The following is a 20978-nucleotide window of genomic DNA, read 5'->3' as shown; positions in this document are numbered from 1 at the left end:
TTCAATGCTTATTTTTTATCCGGCAATGCATAGGCCACAATTGAGTCGCCCATCTTGGTGCCGAATGAACCGTGACCGCCCGCCATGATCACGACATACTGCTTGCCGTTGGCTTCATAAGTCATTGGCGTCGCTTGACCGCCAGCCGGCAAACGGCCTTTCCACAGCTCATCACCATTGGTCACATTGATCGCGCGGATATAATTATCCTGAGTGGCGCCAATGAACATGACGTTGCCCGCAGTTGAGATTGAGCCGCCGAGCATTGGCACACCCATTTTAAATGGCGGCAATGGAATGCCCGGCATACTGTCACGGATCGTGCCGATGCGTCGTTTCCAAGCTGTTTCATGGGTATTCAAATCGACACCGGCAACATAGCCCCAAGCAGGCTGTTTGCACGGCAAGCCAAACGGAGACAAGAACGCGCTGATTTCAACACCATAAGGCACGCCGTACATCGGCTGCACGCCAGCTTCGGTGCCTGCGCCTTTGGCCGTTTTAGGCCGGTTTGGATCTTCAGGAATAAGCCTAGACACAAATGGCAGGCCAATCGGATTCATCACTGCGATTTGACGGTCCGGGTTCACCGACATGCCGCCCCATTCAAACACGCCTAAGTTGCCTGGAAACACCAATGTGCCGTTTTCTGAAGGCGGTGTGTAAATACCGTCATAGTTCAGTTTTTTAAATGACACACGGCAGATCATTTGGTCAAACATGGTTGCGCCCCACATTTGCTTATCTGTCAATTTGTCTTTCGGCGCCATATCAAAATCAGAGAATGGCTGTGTTGGAGAATAGCGCTCGCCTTTGGTCTGCGGACCGCGTTTTACCGTTTGCGGTACTGGACGCTCGGTAATCGGCACAACCGCTTTACCTGTACGGCGGTCTAAAACAAAGGCATTGCCTGTTTTAGTTAAAACGTAGATCGCAGGAACCATATTGCCTGATTTATCTTTAATGTCCGCTAAAGTCGGCTGTGACGGCACATCCATATCCCATAGATCATGATGCGTGGTTTGGAAATTCCAGATCAGCTTACCTGTCGTCGCATTCAATGCCAGCATTGAGTTGGCATAGCGCTCATCCAATTCAGTGCGGTTGCCGCCCCAGATGTCCGGTGTGCCGACACCGGTTGGCACATACACGATATCCAGTTTGGCATCATAAGCCAAAGGCGCCCATGCATTAGGTGAATTATGCACAAATTTTTGACCCGGCGCCGGAATCGCATTCGGATCTTCTGCACCCGTATCAAAGACCCAAAGCAGTTCACCGGTATTGACATCATAGCCGCGAATCACACCGGATGGCTCTTCGGTAGAATAGTTATCAGTGGTTGAGCCGCCAACAATGATGGTGGTTCCTGTCACCACGGGCGGAGAAGTCGGGATATAGCCGCCAGGATAAGGGAATGGCATATCTTTTTGCAGATCCACTTCACCGCTATGTCCGAAGTCTGAACATGGCTTGCCGGTATGTGGATTCACCGCAACTAAACGGCCGTCATTAACCGGAAGAATGACTTTTTGAGGGCATTCAGCAGAAGCCGTTTTTTTAGCTGCCAAACTGGCTTCAAAACCTGCGGTGTTGTTTGCATCATAGTAAGAAACGCCGCGGCAAGTTAAATGCTGATAGGTATTATCGGCTTTCAGCTTCGGATCAAAGGTCCATTTCGCCTTACCGGTAACGGGATCAAGCGCAGTCAATTTTTGGTGGGTTGTACAGATGTACATGTTGTCGCCCACTTTAATTGGCGTCACCTGATTAGTGGTCTCGCCAGAATCATTCTCCGTTTTAAATTCGCCCGTATGATACTCCCAAGCCACTTCAAGGTTTTTGACGTTATCCGAGTTAATTTGCTTTAACGGAGAATAACGCAAGCCTGACTGCGTACGGCCATACGCCGGCCAGTCTTCATCCGCAACACCCGGAATCGGCTGTGATACGGCAGGCTGTTTGGTGCTTAACTCGCCGCGGATTTCCTGAGGATCGTTAAATACAGAATAGATCATCACAGCAATGGTAATCGCCAATGCGCCTATCAGCGCTATTTTTGCGCCTTTGCTATGGTCAAAACCGCGGGTGACTGCAGGAATCAGCAGCCACAAACCAAATACGCCTAAAATATCGAGGCGCGGCGCCAGAGCGAAAAAGTCTGAACCGACTTCCCATAAGCCCCAGACAACGGTTCCTAAAACCAGTGCCGCATAGACGATCAATGCTGAACTTTTTAATTTCTGCAGCAAGACTGCAGTCGCAATGAAGAGTAAACCTGCAATGATGTAGTACCAAGACCCGCCCAGCACTGCAAGGTATATCCCTCCTATCAGCAGAATCAAACCAAACAGCGCGGCTATGGCCGCGGTGAAAGTTTTAAATCCTGAACCCGAAGACGGAGTACCCATATAAGCCACCTTTTTCTTAGATTCTTTTTAAGCTCATCCTTTGTGAAAACAGAGCTGAGCGCCTGAATAGTTTTTAGATTTTAAGTATCTGCCAAGCCATTTCAGCCCACAGGTCAAAATGCTGAGCATGAACAGCTTTATTGTTTTCAAGTCAAATGAATCCAGTATTTGCCGCTGATGCCTGGCAAATACTTACGGATCTAGAAACTAAAATGCGGTCTGGAATTTAATTCCGCCGACCCATGCATTTTCACCATTTTTATATGCGCCAACATGGCGGATATATTGAATATTGGGGCGCACTGTCAGCCAATGGGCTGCATGAATGCCATAATAAATTTCAGCGTCGTATTCTTCACTTTGCAGGCCGCGCGCATCGACTGTGCTATTGGCAATATTGGCGTCATTCACATCATCATTAATACTGATGCGCCCGAGTCCAATGGCTATTTCATCCTGCGGGCGGGCATCGAAAGCGCCTTTGTAAACCAGGCCGATATTCTGCATATCCCTGACGCGGTTGGTATCAGCATCATGCACAGTCAGGTTAGCAAAACCGCTTAAACCACGTGACGCATCATCTTTATGCGCCGTCAGCTGCTGCTTCGCGACAATCCAGCCGCCTTGATGATGATCTTTTGCATTGACAGCGCTGTGAATGACATCTGCATCCGCCGTGCTGTAGTAATAGCCGGCGCGGTATTCACCCGGAAGCGCTGCAGCGCCGGCTTTAGGCGACCAAACTACTTCTGCCGGAATGATTGCGCCATGTGAGCCATCGGTGCTTAAGTTCCAGCCTTTACCGCGCTCCAGATTTTCAGGGTTGTATTCATACACTCCCACTTGCGCAAATAAATCTGGACGGATGCTGTATTTTATCCGAGCCGCCCATTGGCTGACCGGCCAGTTGTACCATTGATCACCGACCCAGTTGCCGACTTGCGAACCGCAGAGCGCCAAATTTTGAAAATCACAGTCAAAGCTGTTGAAATCCTCGCCTTCACCAAACCGGCCGGCCTTTACATCCAGTTTTTGATCGAGGAATTTTTTCTTGATCCAAAAATCAGTTAAGCGCCAAGTTTGACCGCGGCCCCACACTTCTTGAACTGAGCTTAAATGCCCGTTCAGCGCATCAGAAGTTTGCGATAATGAATGGCCGTTACGCTCCGTCACGGTGATTTGCGCTTCAGTGTCTTGCCAGCCGAGAATTTTTTCTAAATCCAGATGAGCGCCAATTGCGAATTGATCGGCATATTCAGTGCCATGGCTGGATGAATGTTTTGCATCCAGCAATGTGACCATTTCTCCGGTATATCCGAAGCTGAAATCATAGCCTTTTTGCTGCAAATCACTGCGCTGACCATTCCAATCGCCAAACATCCAAGGACTTTCAGCGCTGAACGCTTCGGCTGCAGAAACACTTTGCACTCCTAGACTTAAGGCGCAAAGGCTGAGACAAAAACACCAACTGTTTCTTAATCTATTCATAATTGGTGACCTTTTATATCTTTTGACTCATGTGAACAATACGCTTAATTCGTATAAAATCGCATGTTTTTGTTATTTAAAAGCCACTAAGCCACACCAATTATCATAATAAGAGATTTTACAATAAATCATAGCCTAATGATTTTCCTATAAATTCGTACCTTATTTTGGATCGTGAAAACTTAATCGGACAAGCTAATTGTTGTTCGTTTTTTGTACTCCCCTCGTGCAGCGGCACATCAACCAGCCAGTCCCGTTCATCCGCAAGCGCGGAATGCAAAGCCTCATGCAAACTGAGTACAGGCTCAACACACACATCCTGTGTTCTAAACAATTCATTCCATTCAGAAAAATCTTTAGTCAGCATCTTTTCCTGAATCGCCCGCTTAACAGCTGTCCGGTCTTCTGGAGCAAAGGATGCGCCTTTTTCAGCCACGATCGGAAGCTCTAAAATCTGCGCCAAACCCAGCATAAATTGCGGTTCTAAACTGCCGATGGATAAATAGCGCCCATCGCGGGTTTGGTAATAATCATAAAATGTGCCGCCATTTAAATGTGAATGCTCTGGCTGCTGCCGCTCATTGCCTGCGATTTCCGCAGCCGCCGCCATATTGTTTAAGGCCACGGCGCAATCCGTCATGGAGATATCAATATACTGGCCTTGACCGCTTTGGCTGCGCTCAATGACTGCGCTCAAAATAGCAATCACGGCATGCAGCGAACCGCCGGCAACATCTGCAACCTGAATGCCCAGCGGAGGCGGCCCGCTGTCCTGACGGCCGCTGTGCCCAGCAATGCCCGATAACGCCAGATAATTAATGTCATGCCCGGCGCGGTCTTTATAGCTGCCCGTTTGACCATAGCCGGTCACCGAGCAGTAAATTAATTGCGGATGAATTTCGGCAAGTGTTTGATAATCTAGGCCTAAGCGCTGCATGACCCCTGGCCTGAATTGCTCAACAACAATGTCGTATTCAGAAATTCTGGATTTCAGCAATGCAATACTGTCAGGGTCTTTTAAATCCAAAGCCACGGACCGCTTATTGCGGTTTAAGTAATTGTGCGATGCGGCCTGCCCATTGGAATACGGCGGCATCAGGCGTACAAGATCGGGGCGTGTCGGTGATTCAATATGCACAACTTCGGCGCCCATATCCGCCAAATACATTGTGGCGAATGGGCCTGGCAGCAGAGTGGAAAAATCAAGGACTTTCAAACCGTTTAGCGGATAATTCATTGGGTTTTTACTCTATTTATGTTGCATTTTCAGGCATATTAGAAATATAAAAGATTCAACACAATGTCATGTTCAGCCATTTACCTTGATAGTTTCGGCAATTTAACATGTGAAAATGGTAAATTTACTGTTGTAAATTGCCATACATACATTTTTTAGCGTCATTTAGGTCAAGCAATAGTGAACATTAAAGAGACTGAAGGAATTAACATGAGTCGCGATACGATCAGTATCCATTTCGTCAACGCCGCCCTGTCTGGTGTAAAGCGCCTTGGCATGGATGTCGAAACTTTATTGTCTCACGTTGGCATCGAGGCAGAGCTTCTGCGTCAGCCTAAAGCGCGTATTTCACCTGAACAGTACACCCGCTTCATTAAGATGCTGTGGATGGTGACGCAGGATGAACACGTCGGTTTTGATATTCAGCCGCGCCGTTTGGGCACTTTTGCCATTATGTGCCAGTTGATTATTCATGCAAAAACATTAGGTGATGCACTGGAGCTGTCCTCGCAGTTTTATAAATTATTTGGCGATGAATGGTCTGTTTCACTGGAGCGCGATAAGCACGAAGCGCGCTTAGTGCCCTTAATTCCAAAATCCATGGACCCGGATCATTTCATTACAGAAAGCATGCTGATGATTTGGCATGGCTTAGCGTCTTGGCTGATTGAACGCCGCTTGCCGCTGGAGCGTGTGCATTTCGGCTACAGCCGTCCAGAGCATGCCGACGAATACGATGCACTGTTTTTTGCACCGGTAATGCAGTTTGATGCGCCGCGTACCGAAATTACTTTTGCAGCGGATTATTTAGATCTGCCAATCCGTCAGAACGAAGAGTCTTTAGAAGAATTCCTAAAAGCAGCGCCTGCGCAATTGCTGGTGAAATTTAAAAATACCAATTCATTAACGTCTCGCATCCGCGAAGTGTTAAAGAGCCAAATTGGTGAAGAAATGCCGACACTGAATGATGTTGCATCGATGCTGTATCTGTCGCCGCAAACACTGCGCCGCCGCTTGGCTGCTGAAGGCAAAAGCTATCAAGGCGTGAAAGATGCCTTGCGCCGCGACGCCGCCATTCATTTATTACTCAATCCAGCATTGACTTTGGAAGATGTGGCGCAGCAAGTCGGTTTCAGTGAAACCAGCACCTTCCACCGCGCATTTAAAAAATGGACTGGGGTAACCCCAGGCCTATACCGCCAGCTGCATGGTTATCATTAAGCCAAACTGTGGATAATTTTTGACTTATCCACTGAAGATAGTTTTTTTTACAGAGCAACTATCCTCGCCCAAGCAACATGCTTGGGCTTTTTTATGCTTTTTCAGCTGTTTAGCGCTATGCCGCATGGCAAAGGCTGAAGCAATAAAGATTCTATCCCTTGCGGATAAATTGGCAGTTTCAATGCCTCCAGCTCTTGCGCACAGTACCATGCAGCTTGGTATACGGAACCATCCGACTCTTGGCCCATAATCTCCTGCATGGCATAAATGTGACGGTCAGAAAATTCGGCAGCATACACGAATACAATCTCATGCCCCTGCTGCCCATCAAAACTGAAAATATTCTCCAGCACCTGAAGCTGCTGCACGTGATGAATCTCTTGCTGAATTTCTTCCCGCACTTCACGCCGAATTGCATCAACCGCAAGCTCTCCAAACTCTATACCGCCGCCAATCGGCATTAAATAATGCTCATTCTTTGCAGAATCAAAACCTTGAGTTAAAAGTACGCGTCCATGGTGTCGAAATAAACACACCGCTTTACCCCGTATATTTTTCATGTTTATCCCCTTTCTCCATTCGGCATAGCTTAGCACGCGCATCAAAGAGAGGCTTAAAACATCATTTTTGAGGTCTTGCACTTTATTTTATTTAAGCCATCTGCTCAGGATGAAAGTGGCAAAAAATCTCAAGTGATCTGAGCCGTTCTCGTCATTGCACTTCATTAATTAATCATTACACTCAAAAGCACATAAAAATTTTAATGCAGCAATTAAGGATAAATTATGAGTGAGGCTTACATCATTGATGCCATCCGCACACCGCGCGGCAAAGGGAAAAAAGACGGTTCATTGCATGAAGTAAAACCCATCAGTTTATTAACGGGGTTGCTCAATGAACTCAAAGACCGCCATCAATTTGATACCGCCGCCGTCGATGACATTGTTTTGGGCTGCGTCACGCCGATTGGCGATCAGGGGGCCGATATTGCCAAAACCGCGGCTATTGCTGCCGGCTGGGACAATGATGTTGCTGGTGTTCAGATTAACCGTTTCTGCGCATCAGGCTTAGAAGCTGTGAATTTAGCGGCGCAAAAAGTCCGTTCTGGCTGGGAAGATCTCGTGGTTGCCGGCGGCGTCGAGTCGATGTCCCGCGTGCCGATGGGCTCAGACGGCGGCCCTTGGGCGCTGGATCCTGAAACCAATATGGCCTGTGATTTTATTCCGCAAGGGATTGGCGCCGACCTGATTGCTACGATTGACGGCTATACGCGTGCCGATGTGGATGCCTTTGCAGCAGGCTCGCAAAAGAAAGCCGCTGCAGCCCAAGCCAATGGCTACTTTGACCGTTCCGTTGTGCCTGTACAGGACAAAGCGGGCGTGACCATTTTAGCCAAAGACGAATTTATTAAACCGGCCACGACAGCTGAGGGCTTGGGCAAACTCAATCCAAGTTTCGCCATGATGGGGCAAATGGGCTTCGATGCCATCGCCCTGCAAAAATATCCTGAAGTGGGTGCAGTCAATCATGTGCATCATGCAGGCAACTCATCAGGGATTGTCGACGGCGCTGCGGTGGTGCTGCTGGCTTCTGAAAAGGCAGTCAAAGAGCAAGGCCTCAAACCGCGCGCCAAAGTGCTGGCAACAGCTTTGGTCGGTACAGACCCAACCATCATGCTGACCGGCCCTGCGCCGGCTGCCCGTAAAGCTTTAGCCAAAGCAGGCCTGACGATTGATGACATTGACCTGTTTGAAGTCAATGAAGCCTTTGCTGCCGTGGTGATGCGCTTTATTACTGAGCTCAAGATTGACCCTGCCAAGGTCAATGTGAATGGCGGCGCCATTGCTCTAGGCCACCCACTCGGTGCAACGGGCGCGATGATCTTGGGCACGCTGCTGGATGAACTGGAACGTCAAGGCAAAAAGCGCGGCTTAGCCACTTTATGTGTCGGCGGCGGGATGGGCATCGCTACAATTATTGAATTGGTATAAGGAGAAGAAAAATGGGCGCAATTCAATTTGAAAAAAATACCGACAATATCGTTATCTTGACGCTGGATTCTCCAAACCAGTCGGCCAACACCATGAATGCCGACTTCCGCACTGCACTGGCAGAAACGGTAGAAAAACTGCAAGCAGACGAAAATATCGCAGGGATTATTTTCCGCTCGAACAAAAAAACCTTCTTTGCCGGCGGTGACCTTGATGAACTGATTCAAGCCACGCCAGAACATGCCACAGCATTCTTCAACATGATTGAAGACATGAAGTCCAAACTGCGCTATATCGAAACCCGCGGCATCCCCGTAGCGGCAGCACTGAATGGCACGGCGTTGGGCGGCGGCTGGGAGCTGGCGCTGGGCTGTCATTACCGTGTCGCACTCAATGATGCCAAGGCTAAATTTGGCCTGCCTGAAGTGACTTTAGGCTTGCTGCCGGGCGGCGGCGGTATTGTGCGCATGGTGCGTTTATTGGGTCTACAGAATGCATTTCCACTTTTAATGGAAGGCAAGCAAATTGGTGTCGAAAAAGCCAAATCACTTGGTCTGATTCAAGACACAGTAGAATCTGAACAAGAGCTGATGGATAAAGCCATTGCCTGGGTCAAAGCCAATCCTAAGTCACAGCAGCCCTTTGATGTGAAAGGCTACAAAATTCCAGGCGGCACGCCTTCCACCCCAGCGGTCGCGCAAATGCTGGCGATTGCCCCCGCGATGCTGCGTGATAAAACCAAGGGCTGTTACCCTGCGCCTGAAGCCATTATGTCAGCGGCTGTAGAAGGTGCTCAAGTCGATGTGGATACGGCGCTCACCATTGAATCACGTTATTTTACCTATTTGGCAACAGGTCAAATTTCTAAAAATATGATCGGCACTTTCTGGCATGGTCTCAACGCCATTAAGTCAGGTGCAAGCCGTCCAAAAGACGTGGCGAAATGGCAAGCGACTAAAGTCGGCATTTTGGGTGCAGGCATGATGGGTGCAGGTATTGCTTATGCGACGGCATCTAAAGGCATTGCTGTGGTGCTCAAAGATGTGTCTATTGAAGTTGCTGAAAAAGGCAAAGCCTATAGCCAAAAACTGCTGGATAAGAAAGTCTCGCAAGGCCGTTTAAGCGCAGAAAAGCGTGATCAAGTTTTAGCGCTGATCCATGCCACAGCTGACGCTGCCGATTTGCAAGGCTGTGACTTAATCATTGAAGCAGTATTTGAAAATCAGGAACTGAAAGCCAAAGTCACTCAAGAAGCTGAACCGCATCTGGCCGCAAGTGGTATTTTCGCTTCAAATACTTCTACTTTACCCATTTCAGGACTGGCACAGGCATCGAAAGATCAAGCCAAATTTATTGGCCTGCATTTCTTCAGCCCAGTGGATAAAATGCAGCTGGTGGAAATTATTAAAGGCAAAAACACCTCTGCTGAAACACTGGCCAAAGCCTATGACTATGTGCAGCAAATTGGCAAAAACCCAATTGTGGTGAATGACAGCCGCGGTTTCTTTACCAGCCGCGTGTTCGGCACCTTTGTACAGGAAGGCTTGCGCCTGCTGGCAGAGGGCGTGCATCCTGCGCGCATTGAAATGGCAGCGCTGAAAGCCGGCATGCCGGTTGGCCCGCTGGCGATTCAGGATGAAGTGTCACTGACGCTTTCGGAGCATGTGGCAAACGAGACCCGTAAGGCCCTGCAAGCCGAAGGCAAAGACCTGCCGCGCTCAGGTGCTGATGACGTGATTCAAAGCATGATTCATGAATTTGGCCGCAAAGGCAAAGCTGCCGGTGCGGGTTTTTATGACTATCCGGAAGGCGGCAAAAAGCATCTTTGGGATGGCTTAAGCAAATGGCAGAAAGACAATGACATTTCAGAACAGGAAATGATTGACCGCTTCCTGTTTGTACAGTCACTGGATACTTTGCGCTGTCTTGAAGAGGGTGTTTTAGAATCGACTGTCGATGGCAATGTCGGTTCAATCTTCGGCATTGGCTTCGCGCCTTGGACAGGCGGCGCTTTGCAGTTCCTGAACCAATACGGTTTAGAAAAAGCTTTCGTCCGCGCCAATACGCTTGAAGCGAAATACGGCGAACGCTTTAAAGCGTCGCAATTGCTGAAAGATAAAATCGGTAAAGCTGAGCTGATTTAATCCACGCATCTCTGCATTCAAAATCAGATTCAAAAAGGAGCTGCGGCTCCTTTTTTTCGTATTTTATTCTAAGAAAAGATGCCTGCGCCGTCCCCCGCAAATCAGCGCAAAAAGACCACGGGACTATACTTAAAACGCGAAAGCATTTGAGTGACTTAAAACTTATTTTGCTTGACGGGGAAACCCGCAAACGGTTTCAGCTCTTTTAAAATAAACATGCTTTGCATTTCCTTAATGCCTGACAAGCGCCGAATCACCGACATCGAAAACTCGGCATAAGTGTCTAAATCAGGCGACACCACCTGCAGCAAAAAGTCAGCATCTCCGCCCACGCTGTAACATGCCACTACATTCTCCAGCTCAGCGACTTTTTCCTCAAATTTCCGCGCTTCAGCTTCACTATGGCTGTCGATGCTGACGCGGATAAACACCATGACGCCTAGGCCTAATTTTTTGCGGTCAAGCAAGACGCCATAACCGCGGATCACCTGCTCGTCTTCCAAGCGCTTGACTCTGCGCCAGCACGGTGAAGCAGACATACTAATCTGCTCAGACAGCTGCTGATTGCTGGTGCGGGAATCCTGCTGTAAAAGGCGCAGTATTTTTTCATCGGTGCGGTCTATTTTCATTTAGGGAACAACCTGCCTTTTTTATTTAATTTATAAATAATTTATACCCTAAAAGCATTAAATTTTAAAATAAATAGATCAATTCCACCTGTCTGTTTGCCGAACAATAGAGCTGTTTGCACACTGGAATAAAGCCCATGAATTTACTGATGCTGCTCGGCAGCTATACGTTTACTTTAGCGCTGGCGGCGCTCATTCCCGGGCCCGGCATGACTGGGCTGCTGTTTAAAACCCTGAGCCGCGGCTCAAGCCATGGCCTCAAAATGCTGGCTGGGCTGGTCACTGGGGACCTTCTCTATCTGATGCTGGTTTTATCCGGACTCAGCTGGCTGGGACATGCATTAAACAGCATATTTGCATCTGCGCTGATCCTTTGCGCATGCGCCTATCTGCTGTATTTGGCTTACCGTTTTTGGAATACAGCGCTGTTTTTTGATATGCAGGGGGAATCTTCCAATAGGTCATCCAGCTATAAAGAAGGCTTGCAGATTACGCTGGCCAACCCCAAAACCATCTCCTTTTATTTAGCGCTGGTTCCATCCATTTTAGGCACGGCTATACTGCAGCGCGCGGTGCTGAGCGCAGTGGTGCTGCTGACCGTTGTGACCTTATTGGCTGCCGGCAGCCTGTACATTTTCAGTGCGGTCAAAATGAAGGATTTGCTGCGCAGTCCAAGCGCCCTGCGCATTTTGCTCAGAGGAACAGCGCTCATCATGGCTGGGTTTGCCTGCAGCGGCATTTTTTTAGAAGGTTCCCGCTTGATGCACTAAATAAAAATACGCACCGTATTCAAAGGCTAAGTGAAACCCATAAAGAAATCATGGTTATCTGATAATTCCCCATCATGCGCCAATCCATGTTATAAAGTAACAAATATTTATTCTTTTTATTTTGACTGAGTAGGCTGTTATGACAGATCAATCATCTCCTGAAAAATCACCTTGGGGCTGGAAAGCGCTCATTATTGCCTGTATTTTAGGTGCAGTATTCATGGGTTTCTTTTGGCTGGCGGTCAGCAATGAACCAGACTATATGCCAAGTCAGCAGAAGAAAGACAATACTCAGCAGCATGCATTCAAGAATGCGCCTGCAATGTCTCAGGAACAAATGGCTGAAGCGCAGCAGCAGAAAGAAGCCCGTGAAGCAGCTCAAAAACAGTCAGCAGCGGACATGAACATGACTGAAGGTGAACATGCGCATATGGATGATATGCTGCACGAAACTGCGCCTAGCCATGCTCACTAAGCTGTAAATAAAATTCAATAAAAAAGCACTGTTCATTCAGTGCTTTTTTATTTTCAGCCCTTGATCAGCAGCAGGAGGCTCATTTTTGCTTTAACAAAGATGCCTTCATTTGCTGCATCGCAGACTGCATTGCTTTGGCTTTACCCTTCGGCTGCGGATCGATGCCTTCTGCATCAATACAACCGATATCATCAATACCGACCAGTTCCAATACAGCAGTCCAATACGGCGTGACGGCATCTGCAGCCAAACCTTGAGAATGCCGTCTCTTGAACTGGAAACAGCCGCATTTTTTGCCTTTACGCATCCGCATCACCATTGATCTGATCGCCCAATCAGTACAGCAGCATCGGACTGATGCTTAGCCACTGTGATGCGCGGATGATCAGAGTTTCAAATACATCTCAATATGCGCAATGCCGCAGTCCATATATTCATCGCCCTCCACCTGAAAACCCAGACCTGCATAAAACTGTATGGCGTGCACTTGCGATGACAGTTTTAAAAATTCACGCTGTTCAGATTTCGCCTGCTGGATAATGGCGTGCATCAGCAATTTGCCAATGCCCAAACCGCGGTGTGACTTCAATACCGCTACCCGGCCAATGCTGTTATTTTGCAATAATCGTGCAGTCGCAATGGGCTGATGCTGATCATAAACCGCAAATTGCAGGGATACGGCGTCTTCTGCATCCCATTCATCCTCCGGGGCAATCTGCTGCTCCTGAATAAACACCGCCTCTCGAATCGGCTTAATCGCCTGCTGCAAGTCAGCCCATGATCCCGAAACAATCTTAAATTGGCTCATTTTCATTCCTCAGCACTTGCAGCCAATATCCTGCTGATCCCATTGATCCTGCAGCAGCAGCTCTAAAGAATGCTTCTGAATGCCGTACATCTGTTTCAAGGCCTGAATTTGCGCCAAAACCTGCTGATCCGGCGCTTGATAATCTTGACGCTTGGTGGCCAGAATCATCTTATTTTTACTGGTATGTTCCAGTGCCACAAATTCAAAGACTTTGGTGTCATAGCCATAAGCTTTGAGCAAAAGTGCACGAATGGTATCGGTCAGCATTTCTGCCTGCTGTCCGGCATGAATGCCGAATTGCAGCATCGGCTTCAGCACGTCAGGACTGTACAGCTGCGGGCGCAATTCTTTATGGCAGCACGGCGCGCACATGATCATTTGCGCATTTAAGCGGATACCGGTATGAATGGCAAAGTCAGTGGCCACATCACAGGCGTGCAGGGCAATCATCACGTCCAGCTGTTCTGGATTATAGGTCCGCACATCGCCCTGAAAGAAATCCAACTGCGTGAAGGCCGCTTCAGCCGCAACGTGCTGGCAAAACTCCACCATTTTAGGATTGAGTTCCACCCCTGTGACAAATGGAACTTGGCCGTGTTTGGCCAGATAATCATATAAGGCAAAGGTTAAATAGCCTTTGCCGGAACCGAAATCCACTATGTGCAAAGGCTTTTCGGCCGGCTGAATCTGTTCTAAAGCCCCCGCGCAAATTTCAACAAACTTATTAATCTGCTTCCACTTGCGCGCCATGCTTGGAATAATCTGCGCTTTGGCATCGGTAATGCCCAGCGGCTGCAAAAATTGGCTGTCTTGATCGACATAACGCTGTTTAATTCGGTCGTGCCCCTGCTGTTCCGCCGCATCTTTAGATGCCGATTTATTTTTACTGAGGGTCAGCATGGCTTTTTTCTTATTTTTCTTCAGCTGCAGTTCTTCATCTAGAGTCAATAAATTCGCCTGTTTGCAATGCTGAAGTAAAGCGGCCACCTGTGCCGAAGCCTCCCTTAAAGGGTAGTTTTTAGTGACGTCCTGGGTTTTATAGCGATACAGGCAGCTCAATGCCGGCTCATTTTGCAAAGAAATAGCCCGCAAGGTTATTTTTTCCAATTGTGCGAGTTCACCCTTATACTGACTCAGGATTAAGCGCTCAAAACGCTGTGCATCAACGGCTTGCTGAAACGCATCGAGGAATTGCTGTTCCTGTGGGAAGATCGAAGCCGAAGCAGACATATATAAAACCTAAAAAGAATTGCTGTTAAAGTTTAAATCTTCTTACACGAAAAGCAAAATTGAATTACTATACATATGTATATTTAAATATGAGCGACATTAAATGACGAATAACGCTCCGCTTGTTCAAGACTATGACCAGTTTGAAGAACGCTTGAACTTTCTCAGCCACGGCCTTGGCGCAGTATTATCCATCATTGCAGGTATTTTATTGATTATAAAGGGATCATACCTGCCTGCTGGGCAATGGTTTGGGCTGTGGGTCTATGCGTTGAGCATGATTCTGCTGTTCTCTGCATCAACGCTCTACCATATGGCAACCACCGCTGACCGCCGCTACTTTTATAAAAAACTAGACCATACCGCCATCTATTATTTAATTGCAGGCACCTACACGCCCTTTCTGGCGATTGCCATTCCAACGGCAAAAGCCCACTATTTGCTGATTGCCTTATGGGTCATTGCTCTAATTGGCACACTATTCAAGTTAATATTCATTAACTCTTTCCATAAAATTTCACTGATCGCTTATTTGCTCATGGGCTGGCTGGCGATACTGGTCATTGATGATATGCAGCGCTTCCTAAGCGCTCAAGCTTTAACCTACCTCATCATTGGCGGGCTTTCTTACACCGTCGGCGCATTGTTTTATGCATTAAAAAGAGTAAGATATACCCACGCTATCTGGCACATTTTTGTACTGATAGGAGCAGGATCACACTTCCTGTCTATCTATCTATACGTGATTTAATCATCTCATTCTTCATTTCAGCGACCCTGAGCGAGCGGAATAGAGGCGATTGCTGTTGTTTTTTTAAGAAATTACGCCTTTTTTAAAAAGATTGCGCTTTTAAAACTAAGCTTTTTTATTTTTAGTAAGTGTAAGGTCTATCATGGCGTCAACAAATACAGCTGCAGCTCAAGAGCCGGCAGCCAATTCAAAATTCCGCGTACTTACAGCCAGCCTTGTAGGTACAACAATCGAATTCTTCGATTTTTATATTTATGCAACAGCCGCTGTGCTGATCTTCCCGCATTTGTTCTTCCCTGCAAGCACAGATCCTACAACTGCCACCATTCAGTCTTTAGCGACATTCGCGATTGCCTTTATTGCCCGCCCGATTGGCGCAGCATTCTTCGGCCATTTAGGCGACCGTATTGGACGTAAAGCCACTTTGGTTGCCGCTCTGCTGACTATGGGCATATCGACCGTCAGTATTGGCTTGCTTCCAACCTACGCGCAAATTGGCATTGCTGCGCCGTTATTGCTTGCACTTTGCCGCTTAGGCCAAGGGCTCGGATTAGGCGGTGAATGGTCTGGCGCTGTCCTGCTTGCAACTGAAAATGCGCCTGAAGGCAAACGCGCCTGGTATGGGATGTTCCCGCAATTGGGTGCGCCGATTGGTTTTATTTTAGCGACAGGCTCATTCCTGACCCTTGGCGCATTCATGTCTGAAGAAGACTTTATGCAATGGGGCTGGCGTATTCCATTCATTGCCAGTTCACTATTAGTGATTGTGGGTTTATGGATCCGCTTGAAGCTGCATGAAACCCCTGCATTCCAAAACGTGTTAAACAAGCAAAAAGAAGTAAACATCCCGTTTAAAGAAGTCATGACCAAACATTGGGGCATGCTGATTCTGGGTACAATCGCCGCGATTTGTACCTTCGTGGTGTTCTATTTAACCACCGTTTTTGCCTTAAACTGGGGAACAACCAAACTTGGCTATTCACGCGCTGAGTTCTTAGAACTGCAATTGCTTGCAACGCTTTGCTTTGCTGCCTTTATTCCGCTTTCTGCAATATTGGCGGAAAAATTTGGCCGTAAAACCACCTCTATCGCGGTTTGTATTGTTTCTGCATTATTCGGCTTAGTGTTCTCTTCGATGCTTGAATCTGGCAGTACCGTTGTGGTGTTCCTATTTCTGTGTATTGGCTTATCCATCATGGGCTTGACCTATGGCCCAATCGGCACCGTACTGTCTGAAATTTTCCCAACATCAGTACGCTACACAGGTTCCGCTTTGACTTTTAACTTAGCAGGCATTTTCGGCGCTTCATTTGCACCTTTAATTGCAACCAAGCTTGCCACTGAATATGGCCTATATGCGGTTGGCTACTATCTCACCGCGGCATCACTCCTTTCACTTCTTGCCTTCCTGGCAATCCGTGAAACCAAAAACGATGATGTAAACAATCAAATCTAAAGCTTGTTTCAGCATGCAATAAAAAAAGCCGATGCAAAATGCATCGGCTTTTTTTTATTGCTGGGCTGGCCTATTGAACAGCTTATAGTGACTGCTGCAGATCCTCCATCATCAGCTGATAAGTATCTGAAAATACTTCCCGGTCGCCCCCTGAATTATAGAAACTCGGCACAATATAGGTCACCGCCTGCTGATGATCCTCAGTGAAATACAAGACATTCACCAAGGGTTCAATGTCTGCTTCAGACAAGCCATTTTGCGCAGCCAGCTGCTGAAATTTTTGATAAAAATCAGCAGAAAAAGATTGATTTTCGACTTGAGCAGCTGTGGAAAAGTCCTGTACCAGCTGATTTAACCCCTGCTCCAGCTGTGCTGACTGCTGCTCAGAGAGTCCAAATAACGTTCCAACTTCCTTATGAAATTCTGACATATTGTTCTACTCTTATTATTCACTATGCTTTGTGTTAAAGCCGGAGCTTCAGAATCAGCAGATATGCACGCTTTTAAGGCAATGCCTTGCTGCCGCTTCATTTAAACTTTGCGTTTAACTATTTTAATATAATGTGAAATACGTCTACATAACAAGCTAAAAAATCAGATTAATTCAATAATATCAATTGTCGGCGGCACCCTGAATCGGAAAGGCACGCCAACCATGCCGGTGCCCACGGTCACAAAGACATCCGCATGCTCATGCTGATACAGCCCTTTTTTATGGCCCAAAATAGAGACCTTTTTCATCACAAAGTCGGTTAGCCACGGCAGCTCAACTTGCCCGCCATGCGTATGCCCTGACAGCATTAACGGCCGGGTCGGAAGCGCAGGCACCATATCTACAGTATCCGGGTTATGCGACAAAATAATCCATGGCTTATCCTGCGGCAATTCCGGCATAAAGCGCATATCCGCCTTGCCCGCCCACAGGTCGCCAATGCCAATCAGTCTGAATTCATTGAATTCAACCACCTGCCCTTCAATATCCATGACATTGTTCTGCTGCAGCGCGCCTTGCAATAATTGCTGAATAGGCGGTCCAGGATACTGCTCATCATGATTGCCATTCACAGAGTATACGGGCGCCTGAATCTCTTTGAGCACCGCCAGCTCTTCCGCCAGTTTATTTTCAGGTTCATAGGTCCAATCCCCGGCCACCACCACCAAATCCGGCTGGGCCTTATTCAGCTTTTTCACAATCAGCTTTAACTGGCGCTCATGGCCTGAAAATAAGCCGATATGCAGATCGGCAACCAAAGCGATTTTCACAGGCTTCAGCATCGCTTTATCGTCATGCAGCTGATAGCGTGTTGTTTTCAGCTGAATAAGATGCGGTTCTATAAAGCGCGCATAGCACAGCACGCCGCTGACTAAAAATACAAAAACCGCTTCATGCGGAAAGTAGTAACCGCTCCAGCCTGCATATATGCTGAAAAAGAACAAAGGAATCAGCAAATAGGACAGATAAAAAGCCAGCAAATGCACAAAAGCTTTAAAGGGATGAATGGTTTCCGTGCGCAATTGGCTCAGCCACGCCTGAGAAATCCCCCAGAGCGCCAGCAGCCCCATACCAATATAAAAATAAATCACAACGGAATTTTGATCCCACATACGAATACTCAACAAATTGACCAGCTGGAATTCACCGACCTTATATTTATCTTTTCATAGCTCGCAATTATACTCAATTCTAATTTTTTGATTTTCTGCACGCATGATCAATACCGCACATGGCATTACGGGCGCTGTAAAGCCGCTGAATTATTCTAAATCAGCAGCGGCTGCACTCGGTTTCAGCTTGATTTTAGGGCTTCCTGCATGCTCGACGTTGCCCAAGCAAACCGTGCAGCCTATGGAATATGCCTTCAGCACCCCCACTGAAGCGACCGCCTTGGCAAAAATTGTCCTGCCGCTGCGCGATGCCAATCCGGGCTTAACAGGCTATCATGTGCTTTACGACCCGCTGGAAGCGCTGGCGGCCCGTATGGAGCTGATCAATAAAGCCGAAAAATCATTAGATCTGCAATATTATATTTGGGACAATGACAAAATCGGCTCGATGGCCCTGCATTCCATTATTCAAGCCGCAGACCGCGGGGTCAAAGTCCGCCTGCTGATTGATGACAACAATGCAAAAAAAATGGAAGGCATTTATCTGGCGCTGGATCAGCATGCCAATATCGAAGTCAAACTCTATAATCCTTACCGCTTCAGGCATTACCGCGCGATGGATATGCTCTTAAACTTAAAGCGCATCAACCGCCGCATGCACAATAAAAGCTTTATTGCTGACAATCAGATTGCCTTGATTGGCGGGCGCAATATGAGCAATCAATATTACAATTTCAGCGACAATTATCAGTTTTCAGATGTCGATGTCATGCTGGTCGGCGCGGCTTCAGACGAAATCATTCATTCTTTTGATGAATACTGGAATGATGACTATGCATTTCCAGTCAAGCAGCTGGTCAATCCGCGCCACTATACCCTGCGTTTTGACGGGCTGAAGCAGCAGCTGAATGATTTCAATCAGGAAATTACGGTACAAAACTACCTCGACTTGGCCAACCGGTCGCATGCCTTTGACAAATGGCTGAATAACCAAATTCAGTTCGACTGGGTCAAAGCCGAAGTCGTCAAAGACTCGCCAAGCAAAATTAAAGCCAAAGCCAAAAAGGAAGAACATCTCAACTTTCAGCTGCTGAACCACTTAAGCAATCCAGAACAGAGTGTGGATATTGTGTCGGCCTACTTTGTGCCGGAAAAGCATGGTGCAAAAAAGCTGAATGACTTAAGTCAGAACGGCGTGCAGGTTCGTGTCCTGACCAACTCATACAAGGCCAATGATGTCCCGCTGGTACACGCTTTTTATCAAAAATACCGTCAGAATTTATTAGAAAATGATGTGCAGCTGTATGAGTTTCTGTCCAATCCCAACGCGGAAAATTTGAATATCAATACCGATGAACTGGCCAGCAAAGCCAAAGTCAGCATAAAAGGCCTGAGCCGTTCCAGCCTGCATGCAAAACTGATGGCGCTGGATGAAAAACAGGTGTTTATCGGTTCTTTTAACTTCGATCCGCGCTCGGCCTATTTAAATACCGAAATCGGCGTACTGCTGAACAGCCCGTCTTTGGCGCGCGCAGTTCATACCACGATGGATCAGAACCTCAGCAAATATGCCTATAAGCTGGTTTTGGACGCCAATCAGCACATCAACTGGAAAATTAAGCTGGAAAACGGTCAAACCCGTACTTACTATAAAGAACCCAAAATGAAATGGTGGCAGCGCGCCGGCATGAAAATCATCTCCTGGCTGCCGGCAGAAGGCTTTATGTAAGCCTTTTATCTTGCATTAAAACAATAGCAAACGCTGCCTATCCTGCAGGCTGATTCAGCACCTGCGCATGCAATTTCACCAAACCTTCAGTCATTTTCAGCTGAACCTCCTGAGTCAAGCTCTCCACGGTGTGCCCAGCCGTATCAATCGCCGGCAGCGCCATCAAATGCGCTGTGACTTTCGGCATTTCCAGCACGCTCTGCACATGCTTGGCGAAAGAAACTTCATCGACATACGGCGCAATCATATCCAGCTGCCCCTGCTGATTCACATAGCAAATCAGGCAAATCTGCACAGGCCGCTGGGCTTCAATCGCCGCCCCAAGCAGGCGTCCATGCACTTTTTTTATCCGCGTGCCATCCGATGTCGTCGCTTCTGGAAAAAACAGCACGGGGCTGTCCTGCTTTAAAAAAGCCGTCATTTGCTCACGGATTTTAATGGAATCGCCAGAACCGCGCTTAATGAATAACGTCCCGCCGCCTTTCGCCAGCTTGCCCAGCAAAGGCCATTTTTCTATTTCAGCTTTGGCCAAAAAGAACACCCGCGCGCCCGAGCCCAATACGGCGACATCTAGCCAGGAAATATGATTGCTGACCCATAATGCCGGACGGCGCGGGATCTCGCCATGCACTTCAACTTCAATATTGAAGACCTTGCACAGTTTGCGGCAAAAAAACTGCACATAACGCGTATTGGCAGGATTATTCGGATCTTTATACAGCTGATAGTAATACACCAGATAAAAACCTTCGGCTATCGCGCCAATCGACGCAATCACCTTGCGCACATACAGGGAAAAGCGAGAGAACCCTTTTAAATTTGACGATGTCGGTGCAGCAGATTCATTCATACAGTTATCACTAGTCACAAAACGGCTAAATTTTTAACCACAATCTGCATAGCATACTATACCGAAGCGCGTCACTTTGCATTGATCATAAAAACCGAAACTGGGCATCAGCATTTCCCATTTCCATCGATTATATAAATATTTAAAAATATTATTATCGTTTTTACAAATAGAAAGCCCCTA

Annotated in this window: 19 protein-coding genes; 8 read left to right on the top strand and 11 right to left on the bottom strand. The window is 47.4% G+C overall.

Features of this window, described 5'->3' with window-relative positions:
- Positions 1-8: 8 nt before the first annotated feature.
- The 3 genes from JZ784_RS06425 to JZ784_RS06415 form a co-directional block, all read right to left on the bottom strand.
- Complete coding sequence (locus JZ784_RS06425; protein WP_346314287.1) at positions 9-2411, bottom strand: glucose/quinate/shikimate family membrane-bound PQQ-dependent dehydrogenase; 2403 nt, start codon at positions 2409-2411, stop codon at positions 9-11.
- Positions 2412-2618: 207 nt separating this feature from the next.
- Positions 2619-3899 (bottom strand): carbohydrate porin, encoded by a 1281-nt coding sequence (locus JZ784_RS06420; RefSeq protein WP_346314286.1) that lies wholly within the window; start codon positions 3897-3899, stop codon positions 2619-2621.
- A 118-nt stretch (positions 3900-4017) separates the two neighbouring features.
- Positions 4018-5136, bottom strand: a complete 1119-nt coding sequence (locus tag JZ784_RS06415; protein WP_346314285.1) for a CaiB/BaiF CoA-transferase family protein — start codon at positions 5134-5136, stop codon at positions 4018-4020.
- A 210-nt stretch (positions 5137-5346) separates the two neighbouring features.
- Between JZ784_RS06415 and JZ784_RS06410 the strand changes: the two genes are divergently transcribed.
- Positions 5347-6357, top strand: coding sequence for an AraC family transcriptional regulator (locus JZ784_RS06410; RefSeq protein WP_005007790.1), 1011 nt, complete (start codon positions 5347-5349; stop codon positions 6355-6357).
- Positions 6358-6458: 101 nt separating this feature from the next.
- Here the strand turns inward: JZ784_RS06410 and JZ784_RS06405 are convergent, their stop codons facing one another.
- On the bottom strand, positions 6459-6917 hold the full coding sequence (locus JZ784_RS06405; RefSeq protein ID WP_131276071.1) for an NUDIX domain-containing protein: 459 nt from the start codon (positions 6915-6917) through the stop codon (positions 6459-6461).
- Positions 6918-7142: 225 nt separating this feature from the next.
- Here JZ784_RS06405 and JZ784_RS06400 point away from each other — a divergent pair, with 225 nt between their 5' ends.
- Positions 7143-8348, top strand: a complete 1206-nt coding sequence (locus tag JZ784_RS06400; RefSeq protein ID WP_346314284.1) for an acetyl-CoA C-acetyltransferase — start codon at positions 7143-7145, stop codon at positions 8346-8348.
- 11 nt (positions 8349-8359) lie between these two features.
- Positions 8360-10492, top strand: a complete 2133-nt coding sequence (locus JZ784_RS06395) for a 3-hydroxyacyl-CoA dehydrogenase NAD-binding domain-containing protein (protein ID WP_346314283.1) — start codon at positions 8360-8362, stop codon at positions 10490-10492.
- Positions 10493-10647: 155 nt separating this feature from the next.
- Here the strand turns inward: JZ784_RS06395 and JZ784_RS06390 are convergent, their stop codons facing one another.
- The gene (locus JZ784_RS06390) at positions 10648-11121 is read right to left on the bottom strand and encodes an Lrp/AsnC family transcriptional regulator (protein WP_346314282.1); all 474 of its coding nucleotides are present in this window, start codon (positions 11119-11121) and stop codon (positions 10648-10650) included.
- Positions 11122-11258: 137 nt separating this feature from the next.
- Between JZ784_RS06390 and JZ784_RS06385 the strand changes: the two genes are divergently transcribed.
- Positions 11259-11891 (top strand): LysE family translocator, encoded by a 633-nt coding sequence (locus tag JZ784_RS06385; protein ID WP_346314281.1) that lies wholly within the window; start codon positions 11259-11261, stop codon positions 11889-11891.
- A gap of 139 nt (positions 11892-12030) precedes the next feature.
- Positions 12031-12366 carry a hypothetical protein gene (locus JZ784_RS06380; RefSeq protein WP_346314280.1) on the top strand — a complete coding sequence of 112 codons (336 nt, stop codon included), beginning with the start codon at positions 12031-12033 and terminating at the stop codon, positions 12364-12366.
- Between the two features lie 79 nt (positions 12367-12445).
- On the opposite strand, the gene JZ784_RS06375 is transcribed toward JZ784_RS06380, so the two are convergent.
- The 3 genes from JZ784_RS06375 to JZ784_RS06365 form a co-directional block, all read right to left on the bottom strand.
- Complete coding sequence (locus tag JZ784_RS06375) at positions 12446-12673, bottom strand: hypothetical protein (RefSeq protein WP_346314279.1); 228 nt, start codon at positions 12671-12673, stop codon at positions 12446-12448.
- A 78-nt stretch (positions 12674-12751) separates the two neighbouring features.
- Positions 12752-13174 carry a GNAT family N-acetyltransferase gene (locus JZ784_RS06370; protein WP_346314278.1) on the bottom strand — a complete coding sequence of 141 codons (423 nt, stop codon included), beginning with the start codon at positions 13172-13174 and terminating at the stop codon, positions 12752-12754.
- A 9-nt stretch (positions 13175-13183) separates the two neighbouring features.
- On the bottom strand, positions 13184-14404 hold the full coding sequence (locus tag JZ784_RS06365) for an SAM-dependent methyltransferase (protein ID WP_346314277.1): 1221 nt from the start codon (positions 14402-14404) through the stop codon (positions 13184-13186).
- Between the two features lie 103 nt (positions 14405-14507).
- Here JZ784_RS06365 and JZ784_RS06360 point away from each other — a divergent pair, with 103 nt between their 5' ends.
- Complete coding sequence (locus JZ784_RS06360; protein WP_005007771.1) at positions 14508-15155, top strand: hemolysin III family protein; 648 nt, start codon at positions 14508-14510, stop codon at positions 15153-15155.
- Positions 15156-15297: 142 nt separating this feature from the next.
- Positions 15298-16611 (top strand): MFS transporter, encoded by a 1314-nt coding sequence (locus JZ784_RS06355; RefSeq protein WP_005007770.1) that lies wholly within the window; start codon positions 15298-15300, stop codon positions 16609-16611.
- Between the two features lie 82 nt (positions 16612-16693).
- Here JZ784_RS06355 and JZ784_RS06350 read toward each other — a convergent pair whose 3' ends face one another.
- Both JZ784_RS06350 and JZ784_RS06345 read right to left on the bottom strand, forming a co-directional pair.
- On the bottom strand, positions 16694-17041 hold the full coding sequence (locus JZ784_RS06350) for a hypothetical protein (protein ID WP_346314276.1): 348 nt from the start codon (positions 17039-17041) through the stop codon (positions 16694-16696).
- Positions 17042-17205: 164 nt separating this feature from the next.
- Positions 17206-18216: a metallophosphoesterase gene (locus JZ784_RS06345; RefSeq protein WP_219190065.1), complete on the bottom strand. Its 1011-nt coding sequence runs from the start codon at positions 18214-18216 to the stop codon at positions 17206-17208.
- Between the two features lie 103 nt (positions 18217-18319).
- On the opposite strand from JZ784_RS06345, the gene JZ784_RS06340 reads away from it, so the two are divergent.
- Entirely contained in the window at positions 18320-19945 is a 1626-nt protein-coding gene (locus JZ784_RS06340) for a phospholipase D family protein (protein WP_346314275.1), read from the top strand.
- 37 nt (positions 19946-19982) lie between these two features.
- On the opposite strand, the gene JZ784_RS06335 is transcribed toward JZ784_RS06340, so the two are convergent.
- The gene (locus tag JZ784_RS06335) at positions 19983-20795 is read right to left on the bottom strand and encodes a lysophospholipid acyltransferase family protein (protein ID WP_219190067.1); all 813 of its coding nucleotides are present in this window, start codon (positions 20793-20795) and stop codon (positions 19983-19985) included.
- Positions 20796-20978 lie beyond the last annotated feature (183 nt).

Origin of the sequence: Acinetobacter sp. CWB-B33, assembly GCF_039655955.1 — a bacterium.
GTDB lineage: Bacteria > Pseudomonadota > Gammaproteobacteria > Pseudomonadales > Moraxellaceae > Acinetobacter > Acinetobacter bouvetii.
The sequence above is the reverse complement of the archived record's forward strand: the minus strand, read 5'-3'. Positions and strand labels throughout refer to the sequence as shown.